At 73.7% G+C, this 26,309-nt stretch carries 15 protein-coding genes; 9 read left to right on the top strand and 6 right to left on the bottom strand.

Features of this window, described 5'->3' with window-relative positions:
* Window positions 1-579: 579 nt before the first annotated feature.
* The 4 genes from OHA72_RS37075 to OHA72_RS37090 all read left to right on the top strand — a co-directional run bounded on the left by OHA72_RS37075 (window position 580) and on the right by OHA72_RS37090 (window position 16,466).
* On the top strand, window positions 580-14,157 hold the full coding sequence (locus tag OHA72_RS37075; protein ID WP_327000718.1) for a hypothetical protein: 13,578 nt from the start codon (window positions 580-582) through the stop codon (window positions 14,155-14,157).
* A 200-nt stretch (window positions 14,158-14,357) separates the two neighbouring features.
* Window positions 14,358-14,606 (top strand): hypothetical protein, encoded by a 249-nt coding sequence (locus tag OHA72_RS37080; protein WP_327000719.1) that lies wholly within the window; start codon window positions 14,358-14,360, stop codon window positions 14,604-14,606.
* A 574-nt stretch (window positions 14,607-15,180) separates the two neighbouring features.
* Window positions 15,181-15,912, top strand: a complete 732-nt coding sequence (locus OHA72_RS37085; RefSeq protein ID WP_327000720.1) for a hypothetical protein — start codon at window positions 15,181-15,183, stop codon at window positions 15,910-15,912.
* 44 nt (window positions 15,913-15,956) lie between these two features.
* Window positions 15,957-16,466, top strand: coding sequence for a sigma-70 family RNA polymerase sigma factor (locus OHA72_RS37090; protein WP_327000721.1), 510 nt, complete (start codon window positions 15,957-15,959; stop codon window positions 16,464-16,466).
* A gap of 115 nt (window positions 16,467-16,581) precedes the next feature.
* Here OHA72_RS37090 and OHA72_RS37095 read toward each other — a convergent pair whose 3' ends face one another.
* Window positions 16,582-16,836 carry a hypothetical protein gene (locus OHA72_RS37095; RefSeq protein ID WP_327000722.1) on the bottom strand — a complete coding sequence of 85 codons (255 nt, stop codon included), beginning with the start codon at window positions 16,834-16,836 and terminating at the stop codon, window positions 16,582-16,584.
* A 39-nt stretch (window positions 16,837-16,875) separates the two neighbouring features.
* Window positions 16,876-17,268 carry a hypothetical protein gene (locus OHA72_RS37100; protein ID WP_327000723.1) on the bottom strand — a complete coding sequence of 131 codons (393 nt, stop codon included), beginning with the start codon at window positions 17,266-17,268 and terminating at the stop codon, window positions 16,876-16,878.
* 183 nt (window positions 17,269-17,451) lie between these two features.
* Between OHA72_RS37100 and OHA72_RS37105 the strand changes: the two genes are divergently transcribed.
* A complete protein-coding gene (locus OHA72_RS37105) occupies window positions 17,452-17,748 on the top strand; it encodes a hypothetical protein (protein ID WP_327000724.1) in 297 nt (98 codons plus the stop codon).
* A gap of 31 nt (window positions 17,749-17,779) precedes the next feature.
* Here the strand turns inward: OHA72_RS37105 and OHA72_RS37110 are convergent, their stop codons facing one another.
* The gene (locus OHA72_RS37110) at window positions 17,780-19,453 is read right to left on the bottom strand and encodes a helix-turn-helix domain-containing protein (RefSeq protein WP_327000725.1); all 1,674 of its coding nucleotides are present in this window, start codon (window positions 19,451-19,453) and stop codon (window positions 17,780-17,782) included.
* 102 nt (window positions 19,454-19,555) lie between these two features.
* Between OHA72_RS37110 and OHA72_RS37115 the strand changes: the two genes are divergently transcribed.
* From OHA72_RS37115 to OHA72_RS37125, 3 genes are all read left to right on the top strand, one after another.
* Complete coding sequence (locus OHA72_RS37115) at window positions 19,556-21,982, top strand: helix-turn-helix domain-containing protein (RefSeq protein WP_327000726.1); 2,427 nt, start codon at window positions 19,556-19,558, stop codon at window positions 21,980-21,982.
* 119 nt (window positions 21,983-22,101) lie between these two features.
* Window positions 22,102-23,049, top strand: a complete 948-nt coding sequence (locus OHA72_RS37120; protein WP_327000727.1) for a phosphotransferase family protein — start codon at window positions 22,102-22,104, stop codon at window positions 23,047-23,049.
* Between the two features lie 135 nt (window positions 23,050-23,184).
* Window positions 23,185-24,291 (top strand): glycoside hydrolase family 18 protein, encoded by a 1,107-nt coding sequence (locus OHA72_RS37125; RefSeq protein WP_327000728.1) that lies wholly within the window; start codon window positions 23,185-23,187, stop codon window positions 24,289-24,291.
* A gap of 33 nt (window positions 24,292-24,324) precedes the next feature.
* On the opposite strand, the gene OHA72_RS37130 is transcribed toward OHA72_RS37125, so the two are convergent.
* Window positions 24,325-24,459: a hypothetical protein gene (locus OHA72_RS37130; RefSeq protein WP_327000729.1), complete on the bottom strand. Its 135-nt coding sequence runs from the start codon at window positions 24,457-24,459 to the stop codon at window positions 24,325-24,327.
* A gap of 15 nt (window positions 24,460-24,474) precedes the next feature.
* Between OHA72_RS37130 and OHA72_RS37135 the strand changes: the two genes are divergently transcribed.
* Window positions 24,475-24,615 carry a hypothetical protein gene (locus OHA72_RS37135; RefSeq protein ID WP_327000730.1) on the top strand — a complete coding sequence of 47 codons (141 nt, stop codon included), beginning with the start codon at window positions 24,475-24,477 and terminating at the stop codon, window positions 24,613-24,615.
* A 67-nt stretch (window positions 24,616-24,682) separates the two neighbouring features.
* Here OHA72_RS37135 and OHA72_RS37140 read toward each other — a convergent pair whose 3' ends face one another.
* The gene (locus OHA72_RS37140; RefSeq protein WP_327000731.1) at window positions 24,683-25,084 is read right to left on the bottom strand and encodes a DUF8820 family protein; all 402 of its coding nucleotides are present in this window, start codon (window positions 25,082-25,084) and stop codon (window positions 24,683-24,685) included.
* Between the two features lie 33 nt (window positions 25,085-25,117).
* Entirely contained in the window at window positions 25,118-26,275 is a 1,158-nt protein-coding gene (locus tag OHA72_RS37145) for a DUF6745 domain-containing protein (protein WP_327000732.1), read from the bottom strand.
* Window positions 26,276-26,309: the final 34 nt, after the last annotated feature.

Consider the following 26,309-nt stretch of genomic DNA (forward strand, 5'->3'; position numbering starts at 1 on the left):
CGGCTTCGATCCCACCGGCGCGCCGTCGATGCGGCCGGGACTGTGGCACGCCCACGACGTCGATCCGGACGACCCGACCAGCGTCACGGTGACCGAGCTGCCGGCGGGTGACCCGCTGCGGGCCGTCCTGGTCGACGGGCCCGCGCCGGACGGCACGCCACTGCTGCGATGGGGCGTGGATGAGGGGCAGGGACCGCCGCAGGCCGCGGATGCCGCCGACGATGCGGCGCTGGGCAAGGCGACACCGGCGCAGCTGCGGCAGGCGGAGACCATCACCGCGCGGCACCTGCCCCGGCCGCGGTCAGCCGATGACCTGCCGCGGTACCGTGCCGCTGTCGAACGGGTCGTGCTCGCGCTGCGCCGGGAGGGCGCGGCGCAGGCCGAGGCACTGGCCGAGGCACTGGCCGAGGCACTGGCCGAGGCACTGGCCGGGCGCTGGCCGGCGGCACGGCGGAGCACACCGCGGATCCCCGGCGCCGCGAGTCGCGGCTGCCGGATGAGGGCTGGCGGCAGACCCGGGCCGGGTTCGCCCACCCGGAGTCGCGGATCCTGCTCACCCTCCGGGGCGAGCTGCTGCGGTTGCCGACCGGCGGCACCTTCGACGGCGCCCCGACCGCGCGGCTGGCGTGGGTCGACGGGCTCAACGTCGCCTCGTTCGTGGTCGACGGTGGCCGCGGCGCGGTCGACGTCGCGATGCGCTTCGCCGACGACGCGCCCCTTCCCGTGGCCGATCCCGATTCGGCCAGGCCGGCGACCGGGTACCGGACCCGGGTGATCCCGGCGGGGCTCCTGCTCCTGCACGACACCCCCACGACCTCCGTGCCGAAGCCCGGGATCACCATCCACCCGCCGGCGCAACCGCAGCAGGGCAGCCCGGAGCGGCTGCTGGCCCTCGCCGAGGCGGTGCTTCCCCACGACGGTCGGCCGACCCTGGTCGTGACCCTCGGCCCGGACCTGCCGGGTCTGGTCGCCGCGGTCGCCGATCACCTCGCCCACCTGCCACGCGACGTTGCCGAGCGGACGGTGATCAGGGTCGTCGGCGAGACCCCGCTGCGCCCGGCCGAGGTGGTCGAGCTCGCCGACGGGATCTTCAGCGCGACCGGCACCGAGGTGCCCATCCTGGTGGCCGCGAACCTGCTGACCGGGCGACCCAGAGCACCGCACCGGTCCCAGCCGGTCACCGCGGACCTGCCCGGCACCATTGACCCGCTCACGGGCGAGCCGGACCGGCCGGTCACGGACTTTCTGATCCACCCGAGCGGCTTCCGGGAGGTCGAGGTGCCGGCCGGGATCCTGCTGTACCCGGCGCCGACCCCGTCCGGCGCCGTGCTGGAGCTCGCGAACGCGATCCCCCATGACCCCGACCGGATCACCTTGGTGATCGCTCCCGGTCCCGGGGTGAGCGTCCACGTCCAGGACATCATCGGCCGGCTGTCCCGGGACGCCGCCGAGCGGTTGCGGATCAGGGTGGTCAGCGAGGCCCCGTTGAGCCTCGCCGCCGTGTTGGAACTGGCCGATCAGCTTTCCCGGGTTCGTGGCTTCGCGCCGCCGCTGGTGATCCCCGCGGAGCTGCTGAGCGAGGTCCCGCCGCCGTCACACCGGATCGTGCCGGTCACCGCCGACGGCCGTGTCACCGCCCACGAGTTCGCCACGGCCTTTTACATCTACCCGACCACCGGCCGCGGGCCCCGGGCGAGTGCCCGGCAGGATCCGCCGGCCACCGGCACCCGCGCTCCGGTGTGGCAGGCGCCGCTGATCGGGCACGCGCTGCGCCCGCCGGCCGGCTTCGGCGTCACGCACGTGCCGTCGGGTCTGGTCCTGCACGGCCCGGCGCCGGACGGACAGCAACTGGCCGTCGCGACGGCGATCCCAGCGGCGAACACCACCCTGCGGGTCATGCCGGACGCCGAGTCGGCCGATCCCGCCGTGCTCCACCAGCTCCTGAACGCGTTGCCGGCGCCGCTGCGCCGCCGGGTGGTGCTCGACCTGAGGCTCGCCGACCCGGCGCTGACCCCGCAGCAGGCGGCGCGGCTGGCGAGCGCCGTGAACGCGCCGGTGGTCGTCGACGCCGCCCAGGTCAACCCGGAGGCACTGGCGCAGCTCGCCGCGCAGGGTCAGGTCGCGGTGCCGGTCACCGCGGACGGCCGGCTCAGCACAGCGCCGCACGCCGCGCAGTGGCGGGTGCTGCCACCGGGCCAGGCCGGACCGTCCACGCCGAACTCGCCGCCGGCGTCATCGGCGGCCTCGCCCGCCCTGCCTGCCGACCCGAAGCGCTCGCGGGACCGCGGCCCGCAGACACCGGTGCCGTCCCGTCCGGTGCCGTCGCCACCACCGGTGCCGTCGCGTCCGATGCCGTCGCGTCCGGTGCGGCGCAAGCCTGGCCGGCAACTGTTCCGGAAGCTGGACGGGCAGGTGGAGCTCGTCACCTTCGTGGAGCGTCCGCCAGGCCCGGGAAAGACGCTCGGCGGGACGGCACGGACCGGGACCGGCACGCCGGCACCGGTGGCCGACGACGCCGCAACGTACTTCCACGTCGATCCCAGGACGCTGCAATGGACGCCGGTGGCACCCGACCCGGGCGAAGCCGTCCACACCGTCGAACCGACGGCCATCGCCGCCCGATCCCTTGACGGGAACCTGCATCCAGACCCGAACCACCGGGTGGTCCTGGTGTACGACCACGCCAGCGGCCGCTGGAGCACGGTCACCGTCGCGGTCGGCGAGGCACCCGTCGAACCCACCGCGCCGGGCCACCGGCAGGTGCTGCGGCGCGACTCCGCCGGCCACATCGACCTGGTGACGTTCACCGGCACGCCGGCGCGCCCCGACGGACAGGACGGACAGGCTGCGTTCCAGTACCACAGCCTCGACGGCACGCCGGGCTGGACCGCCGAGCACCTGTCCGGACCTTCTGCCGTGCAGCGGGTCGGTCAGATCGGGGACGGCGCGTCCGGGTCCGCCGTGCTCGTGCAGGACCAGCGGACCGGGATCTGGTCCGTGGTGGCCGCCCAGCCGGCACCGCAGCCCAGCCCCATCGGTGCCAAGCACCCCGACGGCACGCCGATGCCGGTGGCGCCGGTCGCCGAGCCGACCGCGGCGTACGCCCCGTCGTACTTCCACCTCCGTGGCGACGCCGAGCCGGCGCTGCATCCGCTGCACGTCAACGGCGTCCGGGCGATCGAGATCGACCTGGCCGACGGCGCCGTCGTGGGCAGCGCCTTCCTGCCGCCCACCGACCCCTCGACGCTGACCCTCAGCCCGCAGGGCGACCGGCTGCTGCCGCCGTCGACGCCGTCGATCACCGCCGACAGGCTGTTCACGAAACCCGGCGGCATCCTCCACCTGTCGGCACGATCCGACGGGGACTCCGGCGGGAGCGGGCGCAGCGGGTCTGGACAGCGGGGTCCCGGGCCGGCGACCCCGCGGCGGCGCCGCGGCGGACGGACGGCACAGGTGGTGACCGAGGAACCCGCCATCGAACTGCAGAAGCTCCCAGCGCATCCGGTGCCGCATCACGGCGACGCCGCGCCGGAGGGGAACGCCGAGGGTGCCCAGCAGTCCCACTCGGACCACGACCCGGCAACCACCACGACGACGACCGGGTTGAGCGAGCAGGAGCGCAGACAGGTTGCGCAGCGGCGCCTCGAGTGGCTGCAAGCGGTGCAGGCACCCGGTCCCACGCAGGGAGACGGCGTCCAGCAGCAGGACGTCCGGCAGCAGGACGTCCAGGAGACACACGGGGGCAGCGAGACCGTCGAGGTCCACGTCGTCGAGGTCCACGTCGTCGAGGTCCCGGACGGCGACGATGCGGTGACCGAGGTCCATGTCGTCGAGGTCCAGCCGCAGCCGTCACCGGACGACGGACCGCCGGCGCAGAACCCACCAGGTGAGCACGCGGTCGGGGAGCCGATCGACGACATCGATCCGGCGCTGCTCAGTTCCGGAATGCCGAAGGCCGGCCTGCCGCACCTTCCCCAACTGGTCGACGCGGTACGAGCGCAGGCGAATGGTTCGATCCCGACGAATCTCCTGGAGGCGTTGCCGCAGCTGCTGTTGAGCAACTACCGGTACCTGGTGGGGGACGGCGATCAGCTCGCCGACGGCAACGGTGGGATGGTGCTGCCCCTCGGCGGGGCGGAGTTGCTGGTGTGGCTCAACCCGACCGACGCGCGTTCGGTGCCCGACCCGGGCGGGTCGATCGACCAGCCGGCATCGCAGCAGTCCGGGCAGGACGGGGACGGAAAGGCGGGCGACCCGGCCCGGTTCCGCGCCGGCCAGAAGACCGACGGGGTGTTCCAGACCGGCGCCACGTCCAGCAGCCACTCCAACCAGACCATCGGCTACGGCGGCGCCGTGGGCGCGAACCTGGGTGCGCCGATCCCGGTGTTCAAGTTGGGCGGGTCGGCGGACTTCAGCGCCAACGCGCAGCAACGGAAGGTCGGCACCATCCATGACGCGGAGGTCGGCCGGGTCAACGACGTGCGGGGTCCGTCGCAACTGATTTCATTCGATCCCCGATGGAGATTCAAGGTCCGCACCGACCCGGGGACGTCCTGGGACAGTGTCCCCGCCGTGTCCGTGACGGATGGACCGCCGCAGCAGCGGCTGCTGCTCTGGATCGCGGAGCACAACCTGCGCAGGGCGACGCAGCGGAAACTGCGCGGCGACGGGCAAGGCACCGCAGAGCCCGGCGCCACCGTGCCGAAACCGCCCCCGGTGCGGGCGGCACCTCCGCAGCTGCCGGCCGTCGCACCGACCAGCCTGACGCCCGCGCAGCAGGCCGCGTACACCTCGGCGATCGAATCCTTCGCCGGCAACCAGCGGCGGATCCCGGGGAACTTCTTCGCGTCCGGCCTGACCGGCCTGCCCGAGCTGTACCAGCGGATCATCGACGGGCTCGACGCCAACGGGGTGAAGCTGCCGCTGGACAGTCCTGTCCGGGCCACGCTGCTGCAGAAACTGTGGAACCTGGACACGCACCTGGACAAGGCGGTGAACTACCCGGTCGACACCGAGGGCGCCGATGTCAACGTCACGAAGACGGGCCCCGACGGCTACCGCTTCACGCTGAGCGACAAGGGCCGGGTGCTGGCCGAGGTGACGATCAAGAGCACCCGGAACGCCGATGAGGTGCCGAGGCAGGTCGGCAACACCAGCAACGAGGATCACCTGGAGGACGTGCGGGTGCCGATCGTGGGCGGCAGCGGCGGTCACGCGTTCGGCAACGGCGTCGGGGGCAAGGTGGTCGCCGGCTTCGACCTGGTCCCGGAACATCTCAAGCTGCCGTTCGAGATGTCGCTGACCACCTACGGCGGCGTCAGGTACAGCGACTCGAACGAACTCGATGCCGGCCGGGCCGGGCTGGGCGTGCTCGTCGCCCGGTACACCGGCTTCACGGTCGGCTACCGGGTCACGTTCGAGCACACGGCGACGGTGCGGCTGTCGACGACGCCGGCCACGTTCACCACGGAGGCCGTGCCGGGCACCGCGCTGCTGCGCATCCCGGAGCCCGACGCCTTCTCCCACGGCTTCCCCGTCAACCCGGAGGCACTGACCGGGGACGCCATGGCGGAACTCGTCAAGGACCACACGCTCACGTACCGCCCGGACGCGTTACGGGGCACGGTCCCTTGGCGGGGCGACCCCGACCGCCCGCTCGACGACCCGAAGCACGACCCGGATCCGGTGGACGTGCCGCTGCCACCGTACGCGCGCGACGGCAACGGTTTCGGGCAGAGCCTGATCTCGGTGGACGGCACCGCGTGGCGCCAGTTGCTGGCCGGTGTCGTGCCGGAACTGCAACGCACCGGCTTCGTGCCCGCAGACCTTGACGCGCCGTTCGTCACGTCGGGATTCGACGCGCTGTCCGTGGCGCGCCGGGACCGACGGATGACCAACCTGGAACTGCTGTACAAGATGATCTCCAAGTCGGCCCTGGACGGGTACTACACCCAGATCCACCAGGACGGTATGGCGTTCACGTTGTTCTACCGGGACGGGCTGGGCAAGGTGCACAACGCCCGGGTCACCGTCACGGCGAGCATGTCGGGGCTGGCCGAGGGCGCCCCGTCCGGTTTCGTGCGCCGTGCCCGTGACCACCACACCGTGAACCTGGCCATGGGCATGATCAGCTCTGGGCAGGGCACGTCCGGCGGCAAGCAGGGCGCGCTCGGTGTGCGGTTCTCGGCCGGGCCGAAGGGTTCGGTCTTCAAACCGGTCGGCGTGGGCGTCGAGGGGAGGCGTGGCATCAGCGCAGGCAACCGCGTGAACCTGCTGTCCAACCGCCCGGAACTGGACGAGTACTCGGGGGCGGTGGACGAGTTCCGGGTGGCGAGCACGTTCACCATCGCCGTCGAGTACGGCGACGGCACCGGGTTCAGCCACACGACTCCCGAGCCGGTGTCCAGCGCCGTCTACCTGTTGCCGTTCCTCACTGCCGCGCCCGCGCAGCCTCAACCGGGAACGACGACAGACTCGTCGGTGCTCGAACAGGCGGTCATGTTCCGGGTGGGCAGCAAGGGTCTGACCGATGCGGCCCGCAAGGCGCTGCCCGGGCTGACCGGCGTCGGCTCGCCCAACGACGCGTTCGTGTCGCAGTTCGCGACCAACACCGCGGTCAAGGCCGGCTTCAAGGAGATCGTCAACAACGCGTACAGCACGGATGTGCTGTCCGACGCGAACCTGGTCACCAACAGCGTCGCGGCGCTGAGCATCGGGGCGACGCTGGGCGGGTCGAGCTTCCTCGGCGCCACCCCGGACCCCTACGTCCTCGGCCTGATCAAGCTGTCGTTGTCGGAGGCCGGCGAGTCCTCGACCAGGAGCCACGGCATCGCGATCGACCTGGGCGGGGCTTTCCAGTCCGATGTGGACTCCGGCGGCGTGGCGAGCTTCAGGTCCGATCATGGCGGCAACTGGAGCCGGGGCGGCGCGACCACCCGGTCGCAGAGCCACACCGGGGCAGAGGAACTGCTGCAACTGTTCTTCAAGCGGGCGTACGCGTTCAGCGCCCCGGTCACCTACACCGTCAAGGCGGCGCAGCAGCAGAGCACGCTGGGGCTGCCCTACCAGATCCGGCCCGGCACCCAGCAGGTCACGGGCAGCGTGATCTTCCTGTTGTCCGAACATGAGGCGCTGGCACGCTACGGCGAGGGTCGGCTGCCCCTCTCCGAGGACCAGCTGCACGACGCGATGTCCCGATGGGAGCGCGGCGAACTGCGGCTCAGCGGCACGGTGGTCGCCAACCTCCTGACCCGGTGGCACGGGGAGGCCCTGACGCCCGACGCCGCGGCCGATGCGGCGCCGGCTGCCGCGGCATCGGCGCGGGCCCGGCAGGCGGCTCAGGCCGGGGACGAGGCCCGGGTCCGCTGGGCGGCGCGGCTGGCGTACCTGCACACCAACGAGCTGCCACTGCTGCCGGCCGACGCACCCGATCCCAGCACCCCGCAGATGGATCTCCGCTACCGGGTCGCCATCCTCGACCCCGCCGCCCTCATCTCGTTCAGGACGGCGTTCGGCCTCACCGTCCATCAGGTGGAGAACCCGTACCGGCACCTGACGATGCCCGAGTACATGACCAGGCCGGGGCCGAGGGCGCTGGGCCAGAGCGGTGTGCGCACCATCAGGTTCGACGGCGGCACGACGCTGTACGACCAGGTGTCCAGCGCGATCGACACGATCGCGCCCGGCCTGCTGGCCAAGCACATGCAGGCGTTGACGTTCACCGGCGGCGAGCAGGTCGGCCGGCTGCACGGCAGCGCCGAATCCCTGCTGGGCCAGCTCCAGCCGGGCCGGGTGGACAGCCTGATCAAGAACCTGATGCACGCCTCGGGCATGGAGTGGTACCTGCTCAACCCGCGCGGCCCGGTGTCCGATGTGGTCCGCGTGACGGTGCGCCTCGTGCCGGAGTCCGAGAAGCTCGAGGTGGTCGACTACGTCGACAAGGCCGGCATCGAGGTCTACTCACACGGGTACAACGCAGACGGCACGAGCGCCTCCGTCAGCACCTCGTCCGGCCTCAACGCGTTCAGGTTCAACCTGACCGGTGACACCGGCACGTCCGGTGCCACCGGGCTCGGCATCGGCACGGGCACCTCGCGGGGCACCTCGCAGAACGTCCAGGGGGTCACCGAGCAGACCGTCTACGACTGGAACGGGTTCTACCTGGCCGACCTGCCCTACCGGGTGGTGATCAAGGCGGTGGTGCTGAACACGAAGGGCAAGTGGTTCAGCAGGACGGCCATGGCCGGTCTCCGGAAGGCGAAGCAGCGATCCCGTTCCCAGACCACGGCGCTCACCGGCACGATCGAGCTGATGATCCCGCAGGGGCTTGCCGAGTCACGGCCCCGGTTCGGCCCACACCACCTGACCGACCTGTCCCCGCTTCCCCGGTGGCCGGGCGACGGCTACCTGACCGCGGCGCTGCTGGACGAGGCGTTGCCGATCGCCCGCCGCCTGCTGGCCGAGGCGTTCGGGCCGCACGCCGACGACGAATACACCCGCTCGGCCCTGTCGCTGTCCACCCTGCTGTCGCGGTCCCACCTGGACAACCACCTGCCGGAGGCCCTCACACCCGCCGGCTACAAGCTGGGCGAGGACCTGTTCATACCGGGCCGCCCCAACCAGCGCGCGGAGCTGCGCATGTACGGGAAACTGTACGATCTGACGGTCCTCAGGGAGGTCAAGGGCACCGGCTCCGGCCGCTACACCAAGCACCAGAGCGGCACCACGACGAGCCACGGGACCAACCATGTGAGCGCCAGCGTGCCGGTCGCGCTCGGCCAGGGCGAGAAGTCCGACAGCGCCGACCCCGACCATCCCTGGACCCCGGGCCAGGACCTGTCGACCGGCTTCGACGCGCCGAGCGGCCAGGGCGGCTCCAGCACCGAGAACTACCGGCGCGAACAGCACGTCAAGCAGCAGGGACCGGTCTACCTGGTGGAGCTGCGCGGGACGTTCAACCTCGTCGCGGACCTCTACGACCACCGCGTCCTGATGCGCACGCCGAAGTCCAAGGGCGATTTCACCAGCTCCGCGATCACAGGTGTCGTGTACGCGGAGCTCTTCGCCGGCGAGGTGGAGGAACTGCGCAGGCAGACGCGCGACGGGAACGCCGCCCGCGCCGACGACGACCCCGCCGATCGGCGGTTCCAGCGGGACGCGCCCGACGTCGACCTCGACCGGCTGCTCGCCGACTCCTCCGGCAACGGCATGGACGCGTTCGAGGCCTCCCGCGGGGTGCCGCTGCCCGGCCACGGCACGGTCACGCTCACCTCCAGCGTCGCGACCCGGGCCGCCCTCACGCACGCCGCGCTGCTGGACTGGGCGGAGCCGCTGCTACCGGCGCAGCGCAACCTGCTGACGCGATGGCGCGCCGACTTCGAACGCGACCGGACGCAACCGCAGAGCCAGGCCGGGATCGCCGGCTGGGAGCAGCGCAGCCACGACCTCATCACGCTGGTCAACGCCGCCCAGCCGAAGACCGCCGGGCCGCAGCCGCTGCCCCCGATCGTCGCCGTCCTCGCGCTCGACCCCGTGCACGTCGCCCGGCAGACAGCGTTCGCGCTGGACCGCAGCGTGCAGGTCCGGCACACGGAGGCCGACGGGACCGTCGTCGAGCACGTCATCGACCCGGCGGGCCGGGTGTACCGGGTCGGTGCCGACGGCGTACCGCAGTCGTCCACCGAGGCCGTCGAGCACCTGCCGGCGGAGCTGATACCCGCCGCCCGGTGGTTGGGCGCCCAGCGTCTCGACGAGCTCTACCGCGGCTCGTGGAACCACCAGCGAACCTTCGAACAGGCTGTGCTCCGCGAGCTCAACGCCGCCACGTCGGCCAACACCCTGGATCCGGGCGTCCTTGGGCTGGTGTCCACGGGGTACGACGCCGCCGCGTCGGCTCAGGCCGCCCAGCGGGCCCTGGATGCCGCGACAACTGCCGACTCCCACGCCACCGGGTCCGGCACCGCGGATGCCGCGCAGAAGGCCGCCGGGACCGCCAAGGCGGCCGTTTCGGCCGCCCGGGCTGCCCTCGAGGCCGCCCGGGCACTGGTCACCAGGACGGAAGCCTTCGCTGACAAGCTCATGCGTGACGCGATGCGGATGTACCGCGAAGCCACCCAGTCGCAGCACGACGGCGACCCCGATTGGCGGCGGATGGTCGAAGCCGCCGACGTCGTGCACCGCCGGGCGGTCGACGCGCGCGGGATGGTGACCGATGCGCAGCGCACCATGACCGCCGCGCGGCGCAGGGAGCGGCAGGCAGCCGGCTTCGACACCCGGTGGCAGCCGAAGGGCAAGGGCAAGGCTGTCGTCGCCGGTGCCACGATCGCGGGCTCCTCGCGGAGCAGACCCCGCTTCGTGCCCGCGCACCCGGTGCAGGCCCCGTCCGCGGTCGCGGATCCGTCAGCGCCCGAACCGCCTGGTGGCGTGTCTGCCGACGTCCCGGGCCGGCCCGACCGGGCCGAGGACGCCGGCGACGAGGTGGATCCACCGCCGCGACGCACGCCGAACGCCGTGGTGGTGGTGCCGTCGACCGTGCCCGGCGAGACCCCGCAGGCCGCCCAGGCACGCGAGCAGGCGGAGTTCACGGTGGCCGGCGCCCTGCTGCCGCTGCCGCCGGGCAGCGTCGCGGTCCACGTCCACGCGACCAAGGACGGGTTCAGGGTCGGTGACAGGGTGCTGGGCGTGCGGGAGTTCGCCGGGTACCTCCTCAAGCAGAAGGTCATCGACGGCAGCGTGCGGCACGTGGTCCTGATCGCCTGCGACACCGGCTCCGGGCAGCATCCCCTGGCTGAACAGCTGCTCCCACTGCTGCGCGGTCAGGGTGTCGAGGCGGTGGTGGCGCCGCGTGGGGTCGCCTTCATCGCCCCGACGCTCGGCGGGCGGGTCGTGGCGGCGAACGCCGGCTACGGCGCGGATCGCAGGCCGACCGTCGCCGGCGCGACCCCGGGCAGCTGGGTGCGGTTCCAGGCCGGGGAGCCGGGATCGGACGGCGTTGTCCCGGTCACCGCGACCCCGCTGGCCCCGGACGGCGACGCCCCGACCGATGCCCTGAGTGACGCCTTGAGCAACGTGCTCGTCACCGACGTTCCAGGCGGTTTCGCCGCGCCCACCGTCGACCTGACGGACGCGATCTTCTGGACGTCGGGTGACCCGGAGAGCACTCACCCCACCGCGTTGACCGACGTGCAACGGCACGCGCTGGCGCGCGCCGCGGAGCGGGGCGCGCAGCGGCATGAGGCCGACCGGGCCGCCGCGATGGAGCGCGTCCGCAGGATCAACCAGAGGGGGCGTACGAACTATCCTGTGGACGACCCGGAGGCGATGGACCGGATCCTCGAGGCCGCCCACCGGCGCCTGCAGACCATGCCGATCGCGCGGAACATCGACCTCGGTCGCGCGCCGCAGGATGCGCCGCATGCGTCAGGACGGCGGGCGCCGACGTGGGCCGAATACCTGACCCGGCACGAGCGCTTCCCCAACTTCTGGGAGAGCGGCTACACCACCGGCACTCCCTTCCACGGCGGTCGCGGCTGGGTCGAGGAGCAGATGGGGTACGCGCCGGTGCTCAACCGCCTCACCGGTGACCCGACCGATGTCGGGGACATGACCGCGCAGTTCGCCCCGACGGATCCTGCGGCCATGCCGATCTACGCCGCGCTGGTGTCCGAGCTCCAGCGCGGCGGCACCTACGGGTTCGGCTCCACGGTGCTGTACCTGAAGGAGGACGTCCGCCAGCGGGCCACCTACACCCCGGACGACAGCGCCGCCACGGGTTCCGCGGGCACCCAGGGCTACACCGACCACGAGCACCTCTACGGCCTGCTCGCGCACGGCAACGAGCACAACGTGCGGCTCGCGCTGGGCAGCGTCACCGGGTTCCGGTACGACCCGGAGACGGCCGATGACATCCGGCGCGCCGGCTACACACTCGTCCCGCGCTACTTCGAGGCCCAGATCCACGGCGGTATGTCCTGGCACGACATCGCGAAGGTGACCGTGCACTGGGGCGACCTGTACGGGTCCAGCAGGGCCACCACGCAGCAGGAGGCGGAAGGGCAGGTGGAGTTCCTGCGCTCCTTCGCCGCCGAGCACGGCTACGACTTCACCGTCGAGCTCGGTCCGCAGATCGGGCAACCCGACGGCCTGCGCCGCGCCGAAGCTTCACGGGCACTGGAGATGTTCGACGCCGACCTCGACGACCCGCACGTCGAGGCGACCATCTCGGCGCTGGACCGTCTCGCCAAGGACACACCGTTCCCCAGCCGGGCCAACCGCGAAGAGATGCTGCTGCTGGCCGGACGTGCCGGCATCCGCGGCTCCGATCCGGACGAGCGGCTGCGGCACCTGTTCGACCGGGCCCACGCCGTCATCGCGGACGGCGGCACCGTCAAAGAGCTTGATGATCTCGGCCTGCCCGACGACGGGACCCCGACCGGCGACAGCGCCGACGACCATGGACCCGACGCGGTCGAGCACCTGCTCCCGGTGCCGTACGGGTTGGTGGTCGACCCGCGGTACTCACCGGGATGGCTGGACTCCGCACGGGTCTTCGAACGTGCGGTGGGCACCGCGATGGCCGAGACGGTGGGCATGCGTGCGGTCGCGGCCGGGCTGGTCGCGTCGGCCGGGCTGGTCGGGCCGCCGCACGGCGATGCCGGTTCGGCGGTCGAGGCGCTGCTGGCCGTGGGGGACTGGTCGGCGGACGCGCGGGCGAGGGTCCTGGCCGTCGTGGACACGGTGGAGTTCCGGCAGCGGCACGCGGCGCTCGGGCGCGCCGGGTTCCCGCTGTCCGCGCCGATGCCGGTGGAGGACCTGGTCGCCGTCGCGTCGGTGCTGCTGGCGGTGCGGGAAACCGAGCAGAGCCGACCGCCGGTGGGGCCGGGGGAACGGTCGTGGCCGGCGCGTGCGACGGAGCTGATGTTCTCGTGGGCGTTGAGCACCGGCCGGTTGTCGGCCGGTGAGGTCGCGCTGGCGGCGACCGTCGCCGGGATCCCGATCGCGGGCACGCTGGTGACCGCGGCGCCGGTACTGCACACGTTCCTGGCGCGCCTGGCCGGCGACTACCTGGGGCCCGACGCCATGGCGGACGGCGACCTCCGGCCGCCGCACCTCGACCGGGCGGTCGCGTTGTTCGAGCAGCTGCAGGCCACGCAGCGGGGATGGGCCGACCCGGGCCAGGGGATGCGGCAGAACGTCCCGAGCGAGCACGACGCCTACGGTCTGCCCGAAGCCAGGCTGCTGCACGCCGCGGCCGTCTCGGTCTCGCGGGCCGTGCCCTCGTCCGGCCTCGGCCAGATGTTCAAACGCCTGCTCGGCAGCAGCACCTACTTCACGGACGCGCGGGTCGAGGCCCTCGACGCGATGCGGAGCGTGATCGGCCAGGAGGGCGGGCAGCCGGCCCTGCTGTTCCATCCCGCCTACACGCTGCCGCTCTTCGCGTACACCGCGGACGAATTCGACCTGATGGAGCCCTACCTGGCGAACACGCACCTGCCGGTGGCGGAGCAGGTCGAGCGGTTGACGGCCGTGGCCGTCACGATGGCGAAGTCCAACGCGACGCTGCCGTTCCTGCTGCGAAACTACGCCAGGGTCGCCTTCACGGTGGCGGCGGTGCGGCGGGGCGGGGCCGGCGCCCCGACCGACGCCGAGCTGACCGCGGTCCTCGGTGCGGCGGTCAGGCACGTCCTGCCGTTGCTGGATCTGCGCATCCGGTTGCTGAACGAGATGCTGGACCATCTGCCCCGCACCGCGCAGCCGGTCTTCCACGGCTGGGAGCCGCAGACGCAGCGCACCACCCTGGAGTGGTGGGTCGCCAACGTGCTGCGCGAACGGCTGATCCGTCAACACAGCTACCAGAGCAACAGCACCAACCGTGACGTGGCCGTCCGGTTCGCCAGGGCCACGGTCAAGCGGATGTGGCACCGGCTGCCGGTGGTCATCCGGGTCAACGGCGGCGCGCGGCCGATCCAGGCGCTGTCGAATTGGCAGGGCGAAGGCGAGGCGCTGCTGCCCGCCGGTTCCGCGCTGCGGGTCCTGAAGTTCCGGTTGAAACTGCGGAACGGGATCCGGTACTGGCTGATCGACACCCAGGTGGTGCCCAGCGGCACGCCCGGCTCATGGTTCCTCACCGGCGGGGTCACCGGGCCTTCTTCGTCGTGACGCACGCCCACGGTGGCCCCGGCTCCGGCGGGCCGTCACGTAACGTTCGGCCGGCGCCGGTGCGCCGGCGAACGCGCCGGTCACGCCGCTGTGGGCGGTTGTCAAGATCATCTAATTTACATACGTGAAATGTGTGCGAAGTCGCTCCGAAACACTGCGACCGTGGTCCGGCGCGGCTGCCGGGTGGTGGACTTCTGCTCGTGCCGGAGACCATCTGGATGACCAACATCGCGCCGCTGCCCGACCGGCCGACCGTGAGCGGCGCCCGTGCCGCCAACGGCCGTCCGGGCGTCTACGACGACGTCGCCAACCGCACCGGCCAGACCCGCGCCGTGCCTGGACCGGTGCCCGGCCCGGTGCCCGCACCGGCGCCTGGATCGGTGCCCGGCCCGGTGCCCGCGGTCGCGGGGCCGGACAACCCACCGAACCGAGAGGAACCACACCCGTGACGGGCGACCCGACCGCGAACCGTGTACCGGACCAGCAGCCGGCCGGCGTGGGCCAGGCTCCCGCGGAAGCCGCGTTGACCCCGCTGCGGGCCGTCGTGCTCCCCGGGCTCACGGAGCCGGCCGAGCCGGCGCCGCCATCGGAACCGGCGGCTCGGCGACTGCCCCGGTTCCGCCGGCCCGGCCGGTCCACCGGGGCGCCGGCACCGCAGTCCGAGCCGGTGCGGGTGACCCAGCCCGCGTCGCCGCCGGGCGGGCCGGCGTCAACGCCGGCCACGGCGCCGGCCGTCACCACCTCGGCCGACGCCACCGCGCCCGTCACCACGGCGACCGGGCCGGTCGCTGCGGCGGCGACTTCCGCAGCGCCGGATCCGATGCCGGCGTCGGGCGCCCCGATGGACCTGCCGGAGCGGCGGCACACCGAGCCCGTCCAGGCCCTGACGGGCGCCGCGCGCCGGACGTCACGCCGGTTGCGGGTCGCGCTCGCAGCGGCGGCGGCCGTGGTTTTGATCGGCCCGCTGGTGTACGCGTTCAGCAGCGGATCGGGCGCGCCCCCGAGCGTGCCGCGTCGCTGCCGGTGGTCGGCGCGGCGCAGCCGTGGCCGGAGGACTCCCCGGCCGGCGCTGCCCTGCCCGGCGCGGCATCGGCCGCACCGGACCCTTCGGCGGCCGGTTCGTCGCAGCTGGTGCCGACCTCGGGCGCCACGAAGGACACGACGACGGCACCCGGCGCAGGCGGCGGCAACGGTGCCGGCGGTGGGCAGCCGACCACCCAGGCCGGTGCGCTGGCGCCGCCGCCCGCGGCCACCACGGTCGCGGCGAAGGCCAGCAGTACCCGGATCGCCGGGGTCGGCTGCGCGAACAACGACTCCCAGAACTGGTACGCCAACGCCATGGACGGCCAATGGTCGGAGAAGGCCGGCGGCGCTTCCGGCTGCGGCCGGTCCCTGGCGATGCCGATGTCCGGCGACGCGAGCTACGACACGAGCCCGTACGTGGTGTGGTGGTTCGTGACGAAGCCGGTGGTGACCGGCTCGTGCGCGATCTCGGTCTACGTCCCGTCGACCGGGGTGGCGAACGACGTGGCCGGGCATCCGGCGTACTACAAGGTCCTCGGCGGCCGCACCAGCAGCACGGTCGCCGCGAGGTTCGCCATCGACCAGACCGTCAACCGGGGCCGGTGGGTCGACGCCGGGACGCACCAGGTGCGCAACGGCGAGATCTCGGTGCACCTGGCGAACCGGGGCAGCAATCCGGGCGGCCAACGCATCGGCGCGGCGCAGGTCCGGCTCTCCTGCACCGCCGCCTGAGTCCCCCAGGCCGCTCCATACTCCCGAACCAAGGAAGTAGCGACGTGCAGGACGTCCGATTTTTCGCCCATGCGCACGGACAGGCGCTGCTGGTGTACGTGCGGCGCCTGGTCAACGGAGACGTCCATCTGGCCGAGGACATCGTCCAGGAGACGCTCGTGCGGGCCTGGCAGCATCCGGCCGCGTTCCTGCCGGGCTCCGGCTCGGCCCGGGGATGGCTCTTCTCGGTCGCGCACAACCTGGCCGTCGACGCGCAGCGCCGGCGAACCCGCCGCGGGGAGGTCGCCGTCGACGTCGTCCCGGACGCCCCGATCGGCGACCGGGTCAACGCGGTGCTGCTGCGGCACGAGGTCCACGAGGCACTGGCCAGGCTCAGCGCCGACCACCGGGCTGTCATGGTCGAGCTGCATCTCAACGGGTACACCATGGCCGAGGTCGCCAGGCGGCTCCAGGTCCCGATCGGCACCGTCAAGTCCCGGGCGTACTACGCGCAGCGCCAGCTCTCGGCGATCCTGCGGCAGCGTGGCGTCGACCGCACGGTGCTCTGCGCATGAGGCGGCGGGCGGCGACCGCCGGCGTCGTGGCGCGCCCCGTCGGGGCCGCGTGCCTGCTGCACCGCGGGCAGGACCGGCCGGACGAGGGGCTGATGGCGGTCCTGAGCCGGCAGGGTCACGAGGTCGGCAGCCTCTGGCTGGCGGTGCAGTCACCGGTGCGGATCGCCGCCGACGCCACCGTCGCGGTCATCGGCGAACTGCTCGCCGGGTCGCCGCGCACCGTCACCGGCATCAGGCTGGTCGGGTCCGGCTCGGCGGCGCCCGGGTCCCCGGTCGGGACGCTCGCCGGCCGTCTCGGGGTCGACGTCCTGGTGCCGACCGGCTCGTTGCTGTTCGGCCCGGACGGTTCGCTCTTCGTCCACGGCCGCACCCCGCCGGCCGGGTGGCGCCGGTTCCGCGCCGACGGCCGTCACGAGGACCTCGGCTCCCGGATCCCCGCGCCCGCCTGGGACGACGCGGCGCGGTCGGCGGTCGCCTCGCCGCTGCCGGGGGCGGTGGCCGAGGAGATCCCGGCCGGCATCTGGCTGCGATCCGCACCGGGATCAGCGTCCGGCGACCCGGCCGGCCTGGACGATCTGGCGTACGCGATCCCGGCCGCCGACGACCGGCTGCGGGTCCTGCTCGGCGGCACCGGGCACGGTCCGGTGCCCACCGAGGCGGTCTGTGCGCTGCTGCGCGCGCTGCCGGAGGCCATGCGCCGGCAGGCGGAGCTCGTGCCGTACGGCGACCCGGCCGGCACGGCGGACCTGGCCGTCGCGGTGGCGACCGCGCTCGGCGCGCCGGTGCTGGTCGGCTGCGGCATCCCGACCGTCGAGCTGTCCGGGGCCCGGTCGCGGCGCTGGGTCGCGGCGGGCGACCGACCACCTGGGAGCCGTTCGGCCGGCTGCTGCGCTTCCGGCCCGGCCGGCCGGACCCGGAGATCGCCGAGGCGGTCCCGCCGGTCGCCGGTTGGCCGGTCGCGCCGGGTCTGTGCACCTGGCCGCTGGTGCCGGGCTGGCAGGTCGGCGCGGTGCCCGGCGGCCTGTGGATCCACCACGCGCCGGCCGCCGGGATCGCCGGCCTGCCCGACTGTGCGCTGGCGGACCCCGACCGGGTCGCGGTGGTCGTCGGTGAACCGGACCTGGTGGTCCCGTCCGCGCTCTGGCCGGCGGTCGCCGCGCTGCTGTCCCGGCTGCCCGCCGTCGCCCGGTCCCGGGCCAGGGTCGTGGTGCCGCACCCGGCGTTCGGCGGCCCGGACCTGGCCGTCCTCTCCGGCTGGCCGGTCGAGGCGTTCCGGCCCTGACCCGGGTGCTCACGCCGAACCCGGGCCCGGGTCAGGGCCGCACGGCGAGTTCCAGATGGCTGCGATGGCGTGCCTCCGCGGCCCGGTCCGCGAGTGTGACGGCGGCGGCGACCGACCGGGTGAACAGCTCGTGCCAGGGCAGCAGGGTGCGGCGCCGCCGGGCGAGGTGGCTCAGCGACTCCGCGGTGACCAGCAGCTCACGCCGGCGTCCCCGCTCGGCGAGTCGGAGCGTGGCCCACCACCAGCGTTCGTGGTGCTCGACCAGCCAGGTGACCGCCTCCTCCTGCGATCCCGTCCACCGCCCCGGCTCCTGCGATCCCGTCGGCCGCCCGGGCGCGTCCGGGGCCGGACCGAGCCGGTCCGCGGCCGCCCGTGCCGTGACGAGCAGCGGCGCGCAGACCCGGTCGACGGCCTCGGCCTGGACCGTGGCGCCGTCCTCGGTGACCTGCTCCGCGCAGTACAGGGCGGTCAACAGGTGCAGCCGGAACCGTCCCGGTGCACCGGCCGGCAGCAGCAGGCCGCTGTCGTGGAGCGCGCCGGCCACCGCCGGGTCCGCATCCGGCCCGGCGAGCGCGAGCAGCGTGGCGTCGTCGTGGGAGGGCCAGGGCAGCAGGCTCAGCCGGCGCATCGCCGATTGCGCAGCCGGCGGCAGGTGGCGGTAGGACGTCGCGATCGCGCTGCGCACGTCGAGGTCGCCCGCGCTGAGCCGATCGAGCCGGCGGCGGGCGTCCCGGAGTCGTTCGGCGAGGGACTCCAGGGTCCAGGCCGGGCGGCTGCTGAGCCGGTTCGCGACGACCCGCAACGCCAGCGGGAGCCCGCCGCAGAGGGCGACCAGCTCGGCCGCCGCGTCCGGCTCGCGGGCCGTCCGATCGGCGCCGACCGCCGTGGCGAGCAGCCGCAGCGCCTCGCCCTCGGGCAGCGCGTCGACGGTGATCCGCGGGGCCGCCGGCAGGCCGGCCAGCTCCCGCCGGCTGGAGATCAGCACCCGCCAGCCGGTCCCGACCGGCAGCAGCGGCCGGACCTGCTGCTCGTCCAGGGCGTTGTCGAGCACCAGGACCCCGCGCCGGCCGGAGGTCAGCCGCCGGTACGCGGCGAGGCGTTCACCGTGGTCGGCCGGGATCCGGGCGGACTCGACGCCCAGCGCGGTGAGCAGGTGGCCGAGCACGTGTCCGGGGGGTGTCGCGGTACCGGTGGCGTCGGCGAGCTCCGTGTAGACCACCGTGGCGTACGCCGCCGTGAGCAGGTGGGCCGCATGGATCACGACGGTGGTCTTACCGGCGCCCGGCGGACCGTTGACGATCGTGATGCCGCCCTCGGGCCCCGCGTCCAGGAGTTCCCGTAGCTCCCCGGCCCGTCCGACGAAGTCCGGCGGGTCGCGGGGCAGCGAACGGGCCGCGGCGGCGGTGCCCGGGTCGCCCCGGTCGGCGCCGCTGCCGACGATGCGGGCAGTGCGGGCCCGCTCGATCAGCGTCTCGCGTTCGGCCGGGCCGACCCGCAGCGCCGCCGCGAGTCGCTCGACCGTGCGCCGCTGCGGCCGGGCCGACACGCCCAGCTCGAGATCGCGGAGGGTGCGGACGCCGAGCCCGGCTGCCGCGGCGAGCTCCTCCTGGGTGAGCCCGGCGGCGCCGCGCAACCGCCGCAGCAGCGACCCGAGGTCGTCGTCCGGTTGCAGCCGGGTGCGAGCGGGACGCGATGGCTGTTCCACGACGGCGTTTCCGGCTCGATTCCTCGGGATCGCAGTGATCACGTCATGGTGACATACCTCATCGCCGGTCAATCCCGCCGGACGCTTCGCTATGTTTCCGGCGTGACACCGCACAGCCGGGCGAGCGACTCCTTCGGATCTCTGTTGCGCCGGCACCGGCTGCTCGTCGGGCTGACCCAGGGCGACCTGGCCGAGGCGGCGCAGGTCAGCATCCGGACGGTGCGCAACCTGGAGCGGGACACCGTGGCCGCCCGGCGGCAGACGGCCGAGCTGCTCGCCGACGCCCTGGACCTGCACGGCCCGGCCCGGCGGCGGCTGCTGGCGGCGGTCGGCCATCCGGATCCCGGCGCGGCCCCCGACCGGCGCGGCGGCGACGTCGCCGGGGTTGTCCTCGGCCTCCCGCCCGACCTGCCGGACTTCGTCGGCCGGGAGGCCGAACTGGACCGGCTGCTCGCGTTGAGCAGGCCGGCACCCGGCGCGGATCCGGTCGGCGCCGTCGCGGTCGTCAGCGGGCCGCCCGGCGTCGGGAAGACGGCACTGCTGGTGCGGGCCGCGCACCGGCTGGTCGACCGGTTCGCCGGGCGGGTGGTCTACCTCGGCCTCGGCGGCGTCGGGGGCGAGCCGCTCACCGCCGACGAGGCCATGATCGAGCTGCTGGCGGCCCTCGGCGTCGCCGCCGAGCAACTGCCCGGCTCCGCGGGGGAGCGGGTCACGCTGTACCGGATGCTGACCGCCGACGATCCCGGCCTGCTGATCCTCGACAACGTCACCGACGAGGAGCAGGCGCGGTCCCTGCTGCCGGCGGGCCGCCGGTGGCTGACGCTGCTGTCCAGCCGGGGACCGCTGGCCGGCCTCACCGCCGTCCACCGGCTGCTGGTCGACCCGCTGTCCGAGGACGAGTCACGGCTGCTCCTCGCCGACCTGCTGGGCGCCGGACGGGTCGCGCGGGCGCCCGTGGCCGCCGCCGAACTGGCGGCGCTGTGCGGCCGGCTGCCACTCGCGCTGCGCCTGGTCGCGAGCCGGCTGCTCGACCATCCGCAGTGGAGCATCGAGGCCCTGGCGGAGAGCCTGCGCGACGAGCGGCACCGGGTCGACCTGCTCGGCGCCGGCGACCACGCGACCCGGCGGGCGTTCGTCGTGTCGTACCGGCGGCTCGGTGACGAGGAGCGGCTGCTGCTGCGCCGGGTGGCGCTGCTGCCCACCGCGGCCGTCTCGGCCCGCTCCGCGGCGGTGGCGGCCGAACTCGACCTGGCCGACGCCGCCGACCTGCTGGACTCGCTCGCCGACACCGGCCTGCTCAACCCTGCCCCGCAGGCGGACCGGTTCCTGCTGCACGACCTGGTGCGGGCGTTCGCGCAGGAGCGCGCCGACGCCGAGGAGCTGCCGGCCGACCGCGACCGGGCCCTGGACCGCATCGAGGGCTGGCTCCTGGCCGGGGTGAGCGAGGCGGCCCGCTGGTCCGACCCGCACCCGGATCCGGTCGAGCGCCCCGCACCGGCCGTGACGACGGCGCCCGCGTCCGCCGCGGTGACGTTCGGATCGGTCACCGAGGCGGAGTCCTGGCTCACCGGTTCCCGGGTCGAGTGGTGGTGGGCGATACGGCGCGCGTCCCGGGCCGGCCGGCACGAGTCCGTGATCACCGCGGCCCGCGCCCTGTACTGGTACGCCGACAGTCACTACCACGCCGTGCCGTGGGTCGAGCTGTTCGACCGCTCCGTCGCCGCCGCGCAGGCCCTCGGCGACCGGCGGGAGGAGGCCCTGCAGCGGCGCGACCGTGGCTGGGCCTACGGCACGGTGCTGCGCCGGCCGCTCGACGGGCTTGCCGACCTGGACTGGGCGCTGGAGCACTTCGAGCGAGCCGGGGTCGACCCCGGAGCCGGCTCGGCCCTGGGGCTGACGGCGTGGATCGCCTCCCAGCTGAACCTGATGGCGGGCCGGCTCGACGAGGCCACCGAGTGCTGCCGCCGGGCCCTTGCCGTGTTCGAGGCGGCGACCGGCGCGGAGGGCCGGATCATGGCCGGCACCTGCCGGACCGGGCTGGCGCAGATCGAGGCGGTCCAGGGCGAGCACGACGCGGCGATCGCCCGGCTCGGCGCGGTGATCGCCGGCGTCGACCCGGGCAGCACCTCCGTCCGGGAGCAGCTCACCCTGACCCGGGCGAACCTGACCCTCGCCGGTGTCTTCCAGCACCGGCGGCAATGGCCGGCGGCGGTCGCCGCGGCGCGACGCGCGCTGGACGCCGCGACGGTGTCGCACCACCCGATCGCGTACGTGCGGGTGCTCACGGTGCTCGGGACGGCGCTGGCGCACGTCGACCCGGCCGAGGCGCGCACGGTGCTGCGCCAGGCGGTCCGCACGGCGCGGGACAACTTCGACCTGATCGACGAGGCGACCGCGTGCCTGGCGCTCGGCGATCTCCTCACCGGCGCCGAGCGGGCCGGGCAGCGGCGCCGGGCGGCCGACGTCCTCGGTGCGCTCACCACCCCGGAGGCGGAACGGTTGCGAGCCTGGATCGCCGTGGACGGCTGACGCGAGCCGGTCACCCCAGGAACGCACGCGAAGGTCCGTCGTGGCCGGTTGCCGGTGCCGGGGCCTGTCGGTGGACTATTCGGTGCCACGATGCGGTGCGAGCCCCTAGATTGCGTGGGGTGACCGCGGACGACGACGTGCCTTCCGACCTTGCACATCTCGGCGCCCCCATCCGGCCGATGATCCGTGTCCACGGTGGGTTCGCCAACCGGATGTACCGGCTGGACACCGATCAGGGGTCGTTCGCGGTGAAGGAGTTGAACCTCGTCGACCGCCGCGGGACCTACCGCGTCGAGGACGTGTTCAGGTTCGAGCGGGCGGCCTTCGCCGCCGGCGTCCCGATGCCGGAGCCGATCTCGGCCGGCCGGCACACGCTCGTGCACCGGTGGGTCGAGGGCGAGAAGGTGCCCGAAGCGCCGGTGTCGGCGGCGTACGCGTTCGAGATCGGTGCGATCCTTGCGCGCGTCCACGCGCTCGACGTCGAGTGGACCCACGTGCCGGTCGAGGAGCCGACGAAACGGGACTGGCCCGAGCTCGCCGGGCGGGCGGCGGCGACCGGGCAGCCGTGGGCCGACGAACTCGCCTCCCACGTCGAGACGTTCCTCGCGATTGCCCACTTCGTCGACACCTGTGAACGACCGGGCCCCGTCGTGCTGACCCACAAGGACATCCGACCGTGGAACCTGCTCGCTCGGGACGGTCGGCCGGTGGTGCTCGACTGGGAGCTCTCGGGGATGCTCGACCTGGCCGGTGAGCTCGGCTCGACCGCGCTGAGCCTCGCGAAGGGACGTGGCTTCGACACCATCGAGCCCGCCGTCTTCCGCTCGGTCCTCGACGGCTACGTCGCAGGGGGCGCAGCGCTGCCGCCGCCGGGTCCAGGCTGGTTCGTGTTCATGATCGGCGGCTGGCTGGGATTCACCAGGTGGAACATCCTGCGCTGCCTCGCCGGTGCCGAGGCGGGCACCGGCCCTGACCTCGCACTGTCGCACGAGTCCGTGCGCAACGGCGTGCGCGGCCTCCCGGACATCTTCCGCCGGCTTCCGCAGCTCGAGGCGCTGCTCGTGTGACAGTGACCCGCTGCCGTGCCGGGTGCGCGGCGTACCCCGTGGCGCGCTGAGGAGGACCGCCGGGGCGTGTAACGGCGGCACCGCCGACTGCGCTGTTTCAGTAAGGAGTCTTTTCAGTCAGCCTGGAGGTCCATCATGTGGCGGTCGGTCCGTTCACGTCGACGCGCGGGCACATTGCTCGCCGCACTGCTGCTGGCGCTGTTCCCGTTGGCCGGTCCGGCGTCGCCCGCCGCCGCGGCCGTCACACCCGTGTCCGTCTTCGGCGCGTGGCATTGCAGCAACGACGCCTGCCTGTGGGCGGCCGTGCGCAGCGCGGCCGAGTTCGACAGCCAGAACCACTGGCTCGTCGACCGCGGCGACGGCCGCCCGTCCGTGAACCTGGTGGTGCTGAGCTTCGTCAACCCGCTGCGGCTGCTCAACCAGACCACCGACGCCGGCAACGTCAACGGTGTGCCGCGGGGGATGACCCAGGAGATCGTCAACTACTTCACCGCCCGGGGCATCCGGGTGATGTTCTCCATCGGTGGAATCACCTACACCGGCGACTGGGACACCGCGCTGGCGCAGAACGGCACGCTGCTGGGACAGCGCGCCGCCGCCGTGGCGACGCAGTTCGGCGTGGGCATCGAGATCGACTACGAGCAGAACAGCAGCCCGAACCTGACGCAGCTGCAGAACTTCATCTCGGCGTACCGGGCGGTCCATCCGTACAACGCCGCGGGCACCGACCCGGCCGCGCGGCTCACCATCGACGTCGCCGCCGGCGACCGCTGGCTCATCGACATCAACCGCAAGGCGAGCGCCGACTGGCTGCGCACCGATGTCCCTGTGCTCGACTTCGCCAACGCGATGGTGTCGGCGCGGCAGCCGTCGGCGTCGACCGCGCAGAGCAATTGGCAGGAGCACATCGACGGCAAGTCGCAGTACAGCCCGCCGGTGCCGCCGCTCGCGCCGGCGAAGTTCACCGGCGGGCTGTACATCGCCGAGGGCAGCAAGGTCCGCCCGGAGTGCACCAGCTACGGCACGTCGGTGACCAAGGCGCTCGCGCCGTACGTGCAGACGGCCGCGCCGAACGGTGCGGGAGCCACCGCCGGCATGCTGGGCTTCATGTTCTGGGCGGCCGAGCGGCCCTCGACGCGTGGCATCGGCACCGCGCCGCCCAACACGTGCGAGGGCGGCGTCGGCGCAGGTGCGACGGCGCTCGGCGTGCCCGTTCCGCTGCCGCCGCTGCGCCAGAGCTGAGCGCTCCTCCGACCGGCCCGTCGGCGGCCAGGCTCAGATGATCGCCGGACCGGCCAGGGCGTCGTAGTTGATCCAGCCCGGGGCTGGGTGGGCCGCGCGGCGCGGCCCACCCATGCCGAGGCCGGTGTGGTCCGCCTCGACCTGCGCCCGCACCTCGTCCAGCTGCACCGTCCTGCCGACGACATGCGGTTACTGCGCCCGGCCTTCTTCGCCGAGGTCAACGACAACGCCAGGGTGGCCCTGACGTTCCACTTCTGGAGCGGCACCAGAGTCACGTACTTCGTGACGAAGTCCGGCAGCACCGTGACCGGCAGTACCTCCTGACCCTTGCCCGGCACGCCGGCCCGTCGTGGAATCCACGGCGGGCCGGGTGGTGCACGGGCTCGCAGACTCAGTCGGCGACCGGCCGCGTCTCCCGGTCGCCTTGCTCGCGCTGCCGCCGCAGCTCATACGTGCCGGGGCCGATGCCGCTGAAGGCATGCTCGGGGTGGGCGAGGTACGCGGTCGCGCCGTCCGCGACGGTCAGGACGCCGAGCACCGTGCCGAGGCCGTCCGGGGTGTAGCAGACGTTGCCGGTGGCGAGCAGGAGATGGGTGTTGGTGCCCGCCTCGCCGCGCACCACCGCGACACCGTCCGCCGGGACGGGTGTGCGCGACGGCGTCCGGTCGGCCGGGACGACCGCCACGTCACCCTGGAACTGCAGGCCCGACAGGATCGGGATGTCGGCCTGCCGGTCGAGGTGCGGATCGACGGTGACACCGAAGGCGGCGATGGCCTCTTCGACGGTGGGCATGGATGGCGGCTCCTCTGGCGGGGACGGCAGGGATCAGGTTCGTCGTTGTGCCGTGGCGTACTGCGCGGGCGTCAGTCCGTACGTCCACGCCGCGGCGGTGATCGGGTCGCCGCAGTCGGCGGGGACGGTCAGGCCGAAGCGGCGACGGGTGCCGTCGCGTTCGACGGTGCCGTTGGTGCACAGCAGGACACGGACGTGGTTGGTGAAGATGCCGGACGGGACGTCGTGCAGGGTGAGGGTCTGACCCGGGTTTCCGGGGTCGTCGGCGGGCGGCCCGATCTGCGCGAGGCCCGCGTCGGCGACGAAGCGGTCCCAGCCGCGGCGCTCGATGGCGCAGCGGCGCACCTCGGCGTTGGGTTCCCGGAGGATCTCCTCGGTGCTCAGCGCGTCGTCGATGACGGCGCGGGGGACGTGGACGCCGTGCCAGTAGTACAGGCCGAAGCCGTCGCCCCAGACGACCGCGGGACCGTCGGCGCGGTGCGGGCGGCGCAGCATCCGGGGGTCGGGTTCGAGGTGCAGCGTGGCCGGCGGCGGGCAGAGCATGACGAAGTGCCGGAACGGCCACCACCACCAGCCGTCGCGGGTCGACGGCGGGTCCTCCTCGGCAGGCGCGCCGTCCGGCCAGCACCGGTCGACGAGGCGTAGCCAGGCGGTGCTGCGCCTGCCCGGCAGGCGCGCCTGCCACAGCGTGCGGATGTGGCCGCGGAGCGTGTCGTGCAACGGCCCGCCGACGGCGGCGTCGACCGCGGCCCGTACCGCCGCGTCCGTCGCCTCGAACACGACGCCGAGGGCACCGGTCAGCGGGTCGCGGCGCGGCCCCGCGTTCCGGACGGCTGAGGCCATTGCGGCGGCGATCTCCGTGTGCAGCGCTGTCGCCGTCGCTCCGTGCACCGGGTCGTGGACGGAACCGTCCGTGGCGGCACCGACCGCGGCCCGCACCGCGTCGCCCACACCGCGGCCCGCACTGTCGTCGACCGCACGGTAGACCGACTCCAGGACACGGCGGTTGCGGTGCCCGGTGTACAGACAGGCCGCTATCGGCGCGGCCAACGCGGCTGCGAGCGGCGAGGGCACCCACACGACCCGGTCCGGGAAGGGCACACCGAGCTCGCGGTAGCAGGCGCGGGCCGCGGACTCCCACGCCCGCCGGCCCGGGGTCGACTCGTCGGCGGCGGTCTGCGGTGCATGCACCGCGACAATCTAGCAACGCGGCCCCCTTGACAGC

It is taken from the genome of Dactylosporangium sp. NBC_01737 (genome assembly GCF_035963215.1).
GTDB lineage: Bacteria > Actinomycetota > Actinomycetes > Mycobacteriales > Micromonosporaceae > Dactylosporangium.

Excerpts from the sequence above, each read along its gene's own strand:
- OHA72_RS37100 (WP_327000723.1), bottom strand. The coding sequence starts at position 17,268 with ATGCCGCAGCCGACCAGCACCGGCGCGCCGAGCGCGGTCGCCACCGCG.
- OHA72_RS37125 (WP_327000728.1), top strand. The coding sequence starts at position 23,185 with ATGTGGCGGTCGGTCCGTTCACGTCGACGCGCGGGCACATTGCTCGCC.
- OHA72_RS37135 (WP_327000730.1), top strand. The coding sequence starts at position 24,475 with ATGCGGTTACTGCGCCCGGCCTTCTTCGCCGAGGTCAACGACAACGCC.
- OHA72_RS37140 (WP_327000731.1), bottom strand. The coding sequence starts at position 25,084 with ATGCCCACCGTCGAAGAGGCCATCGCCGCCTTCGGTGTCACCGTCGAT.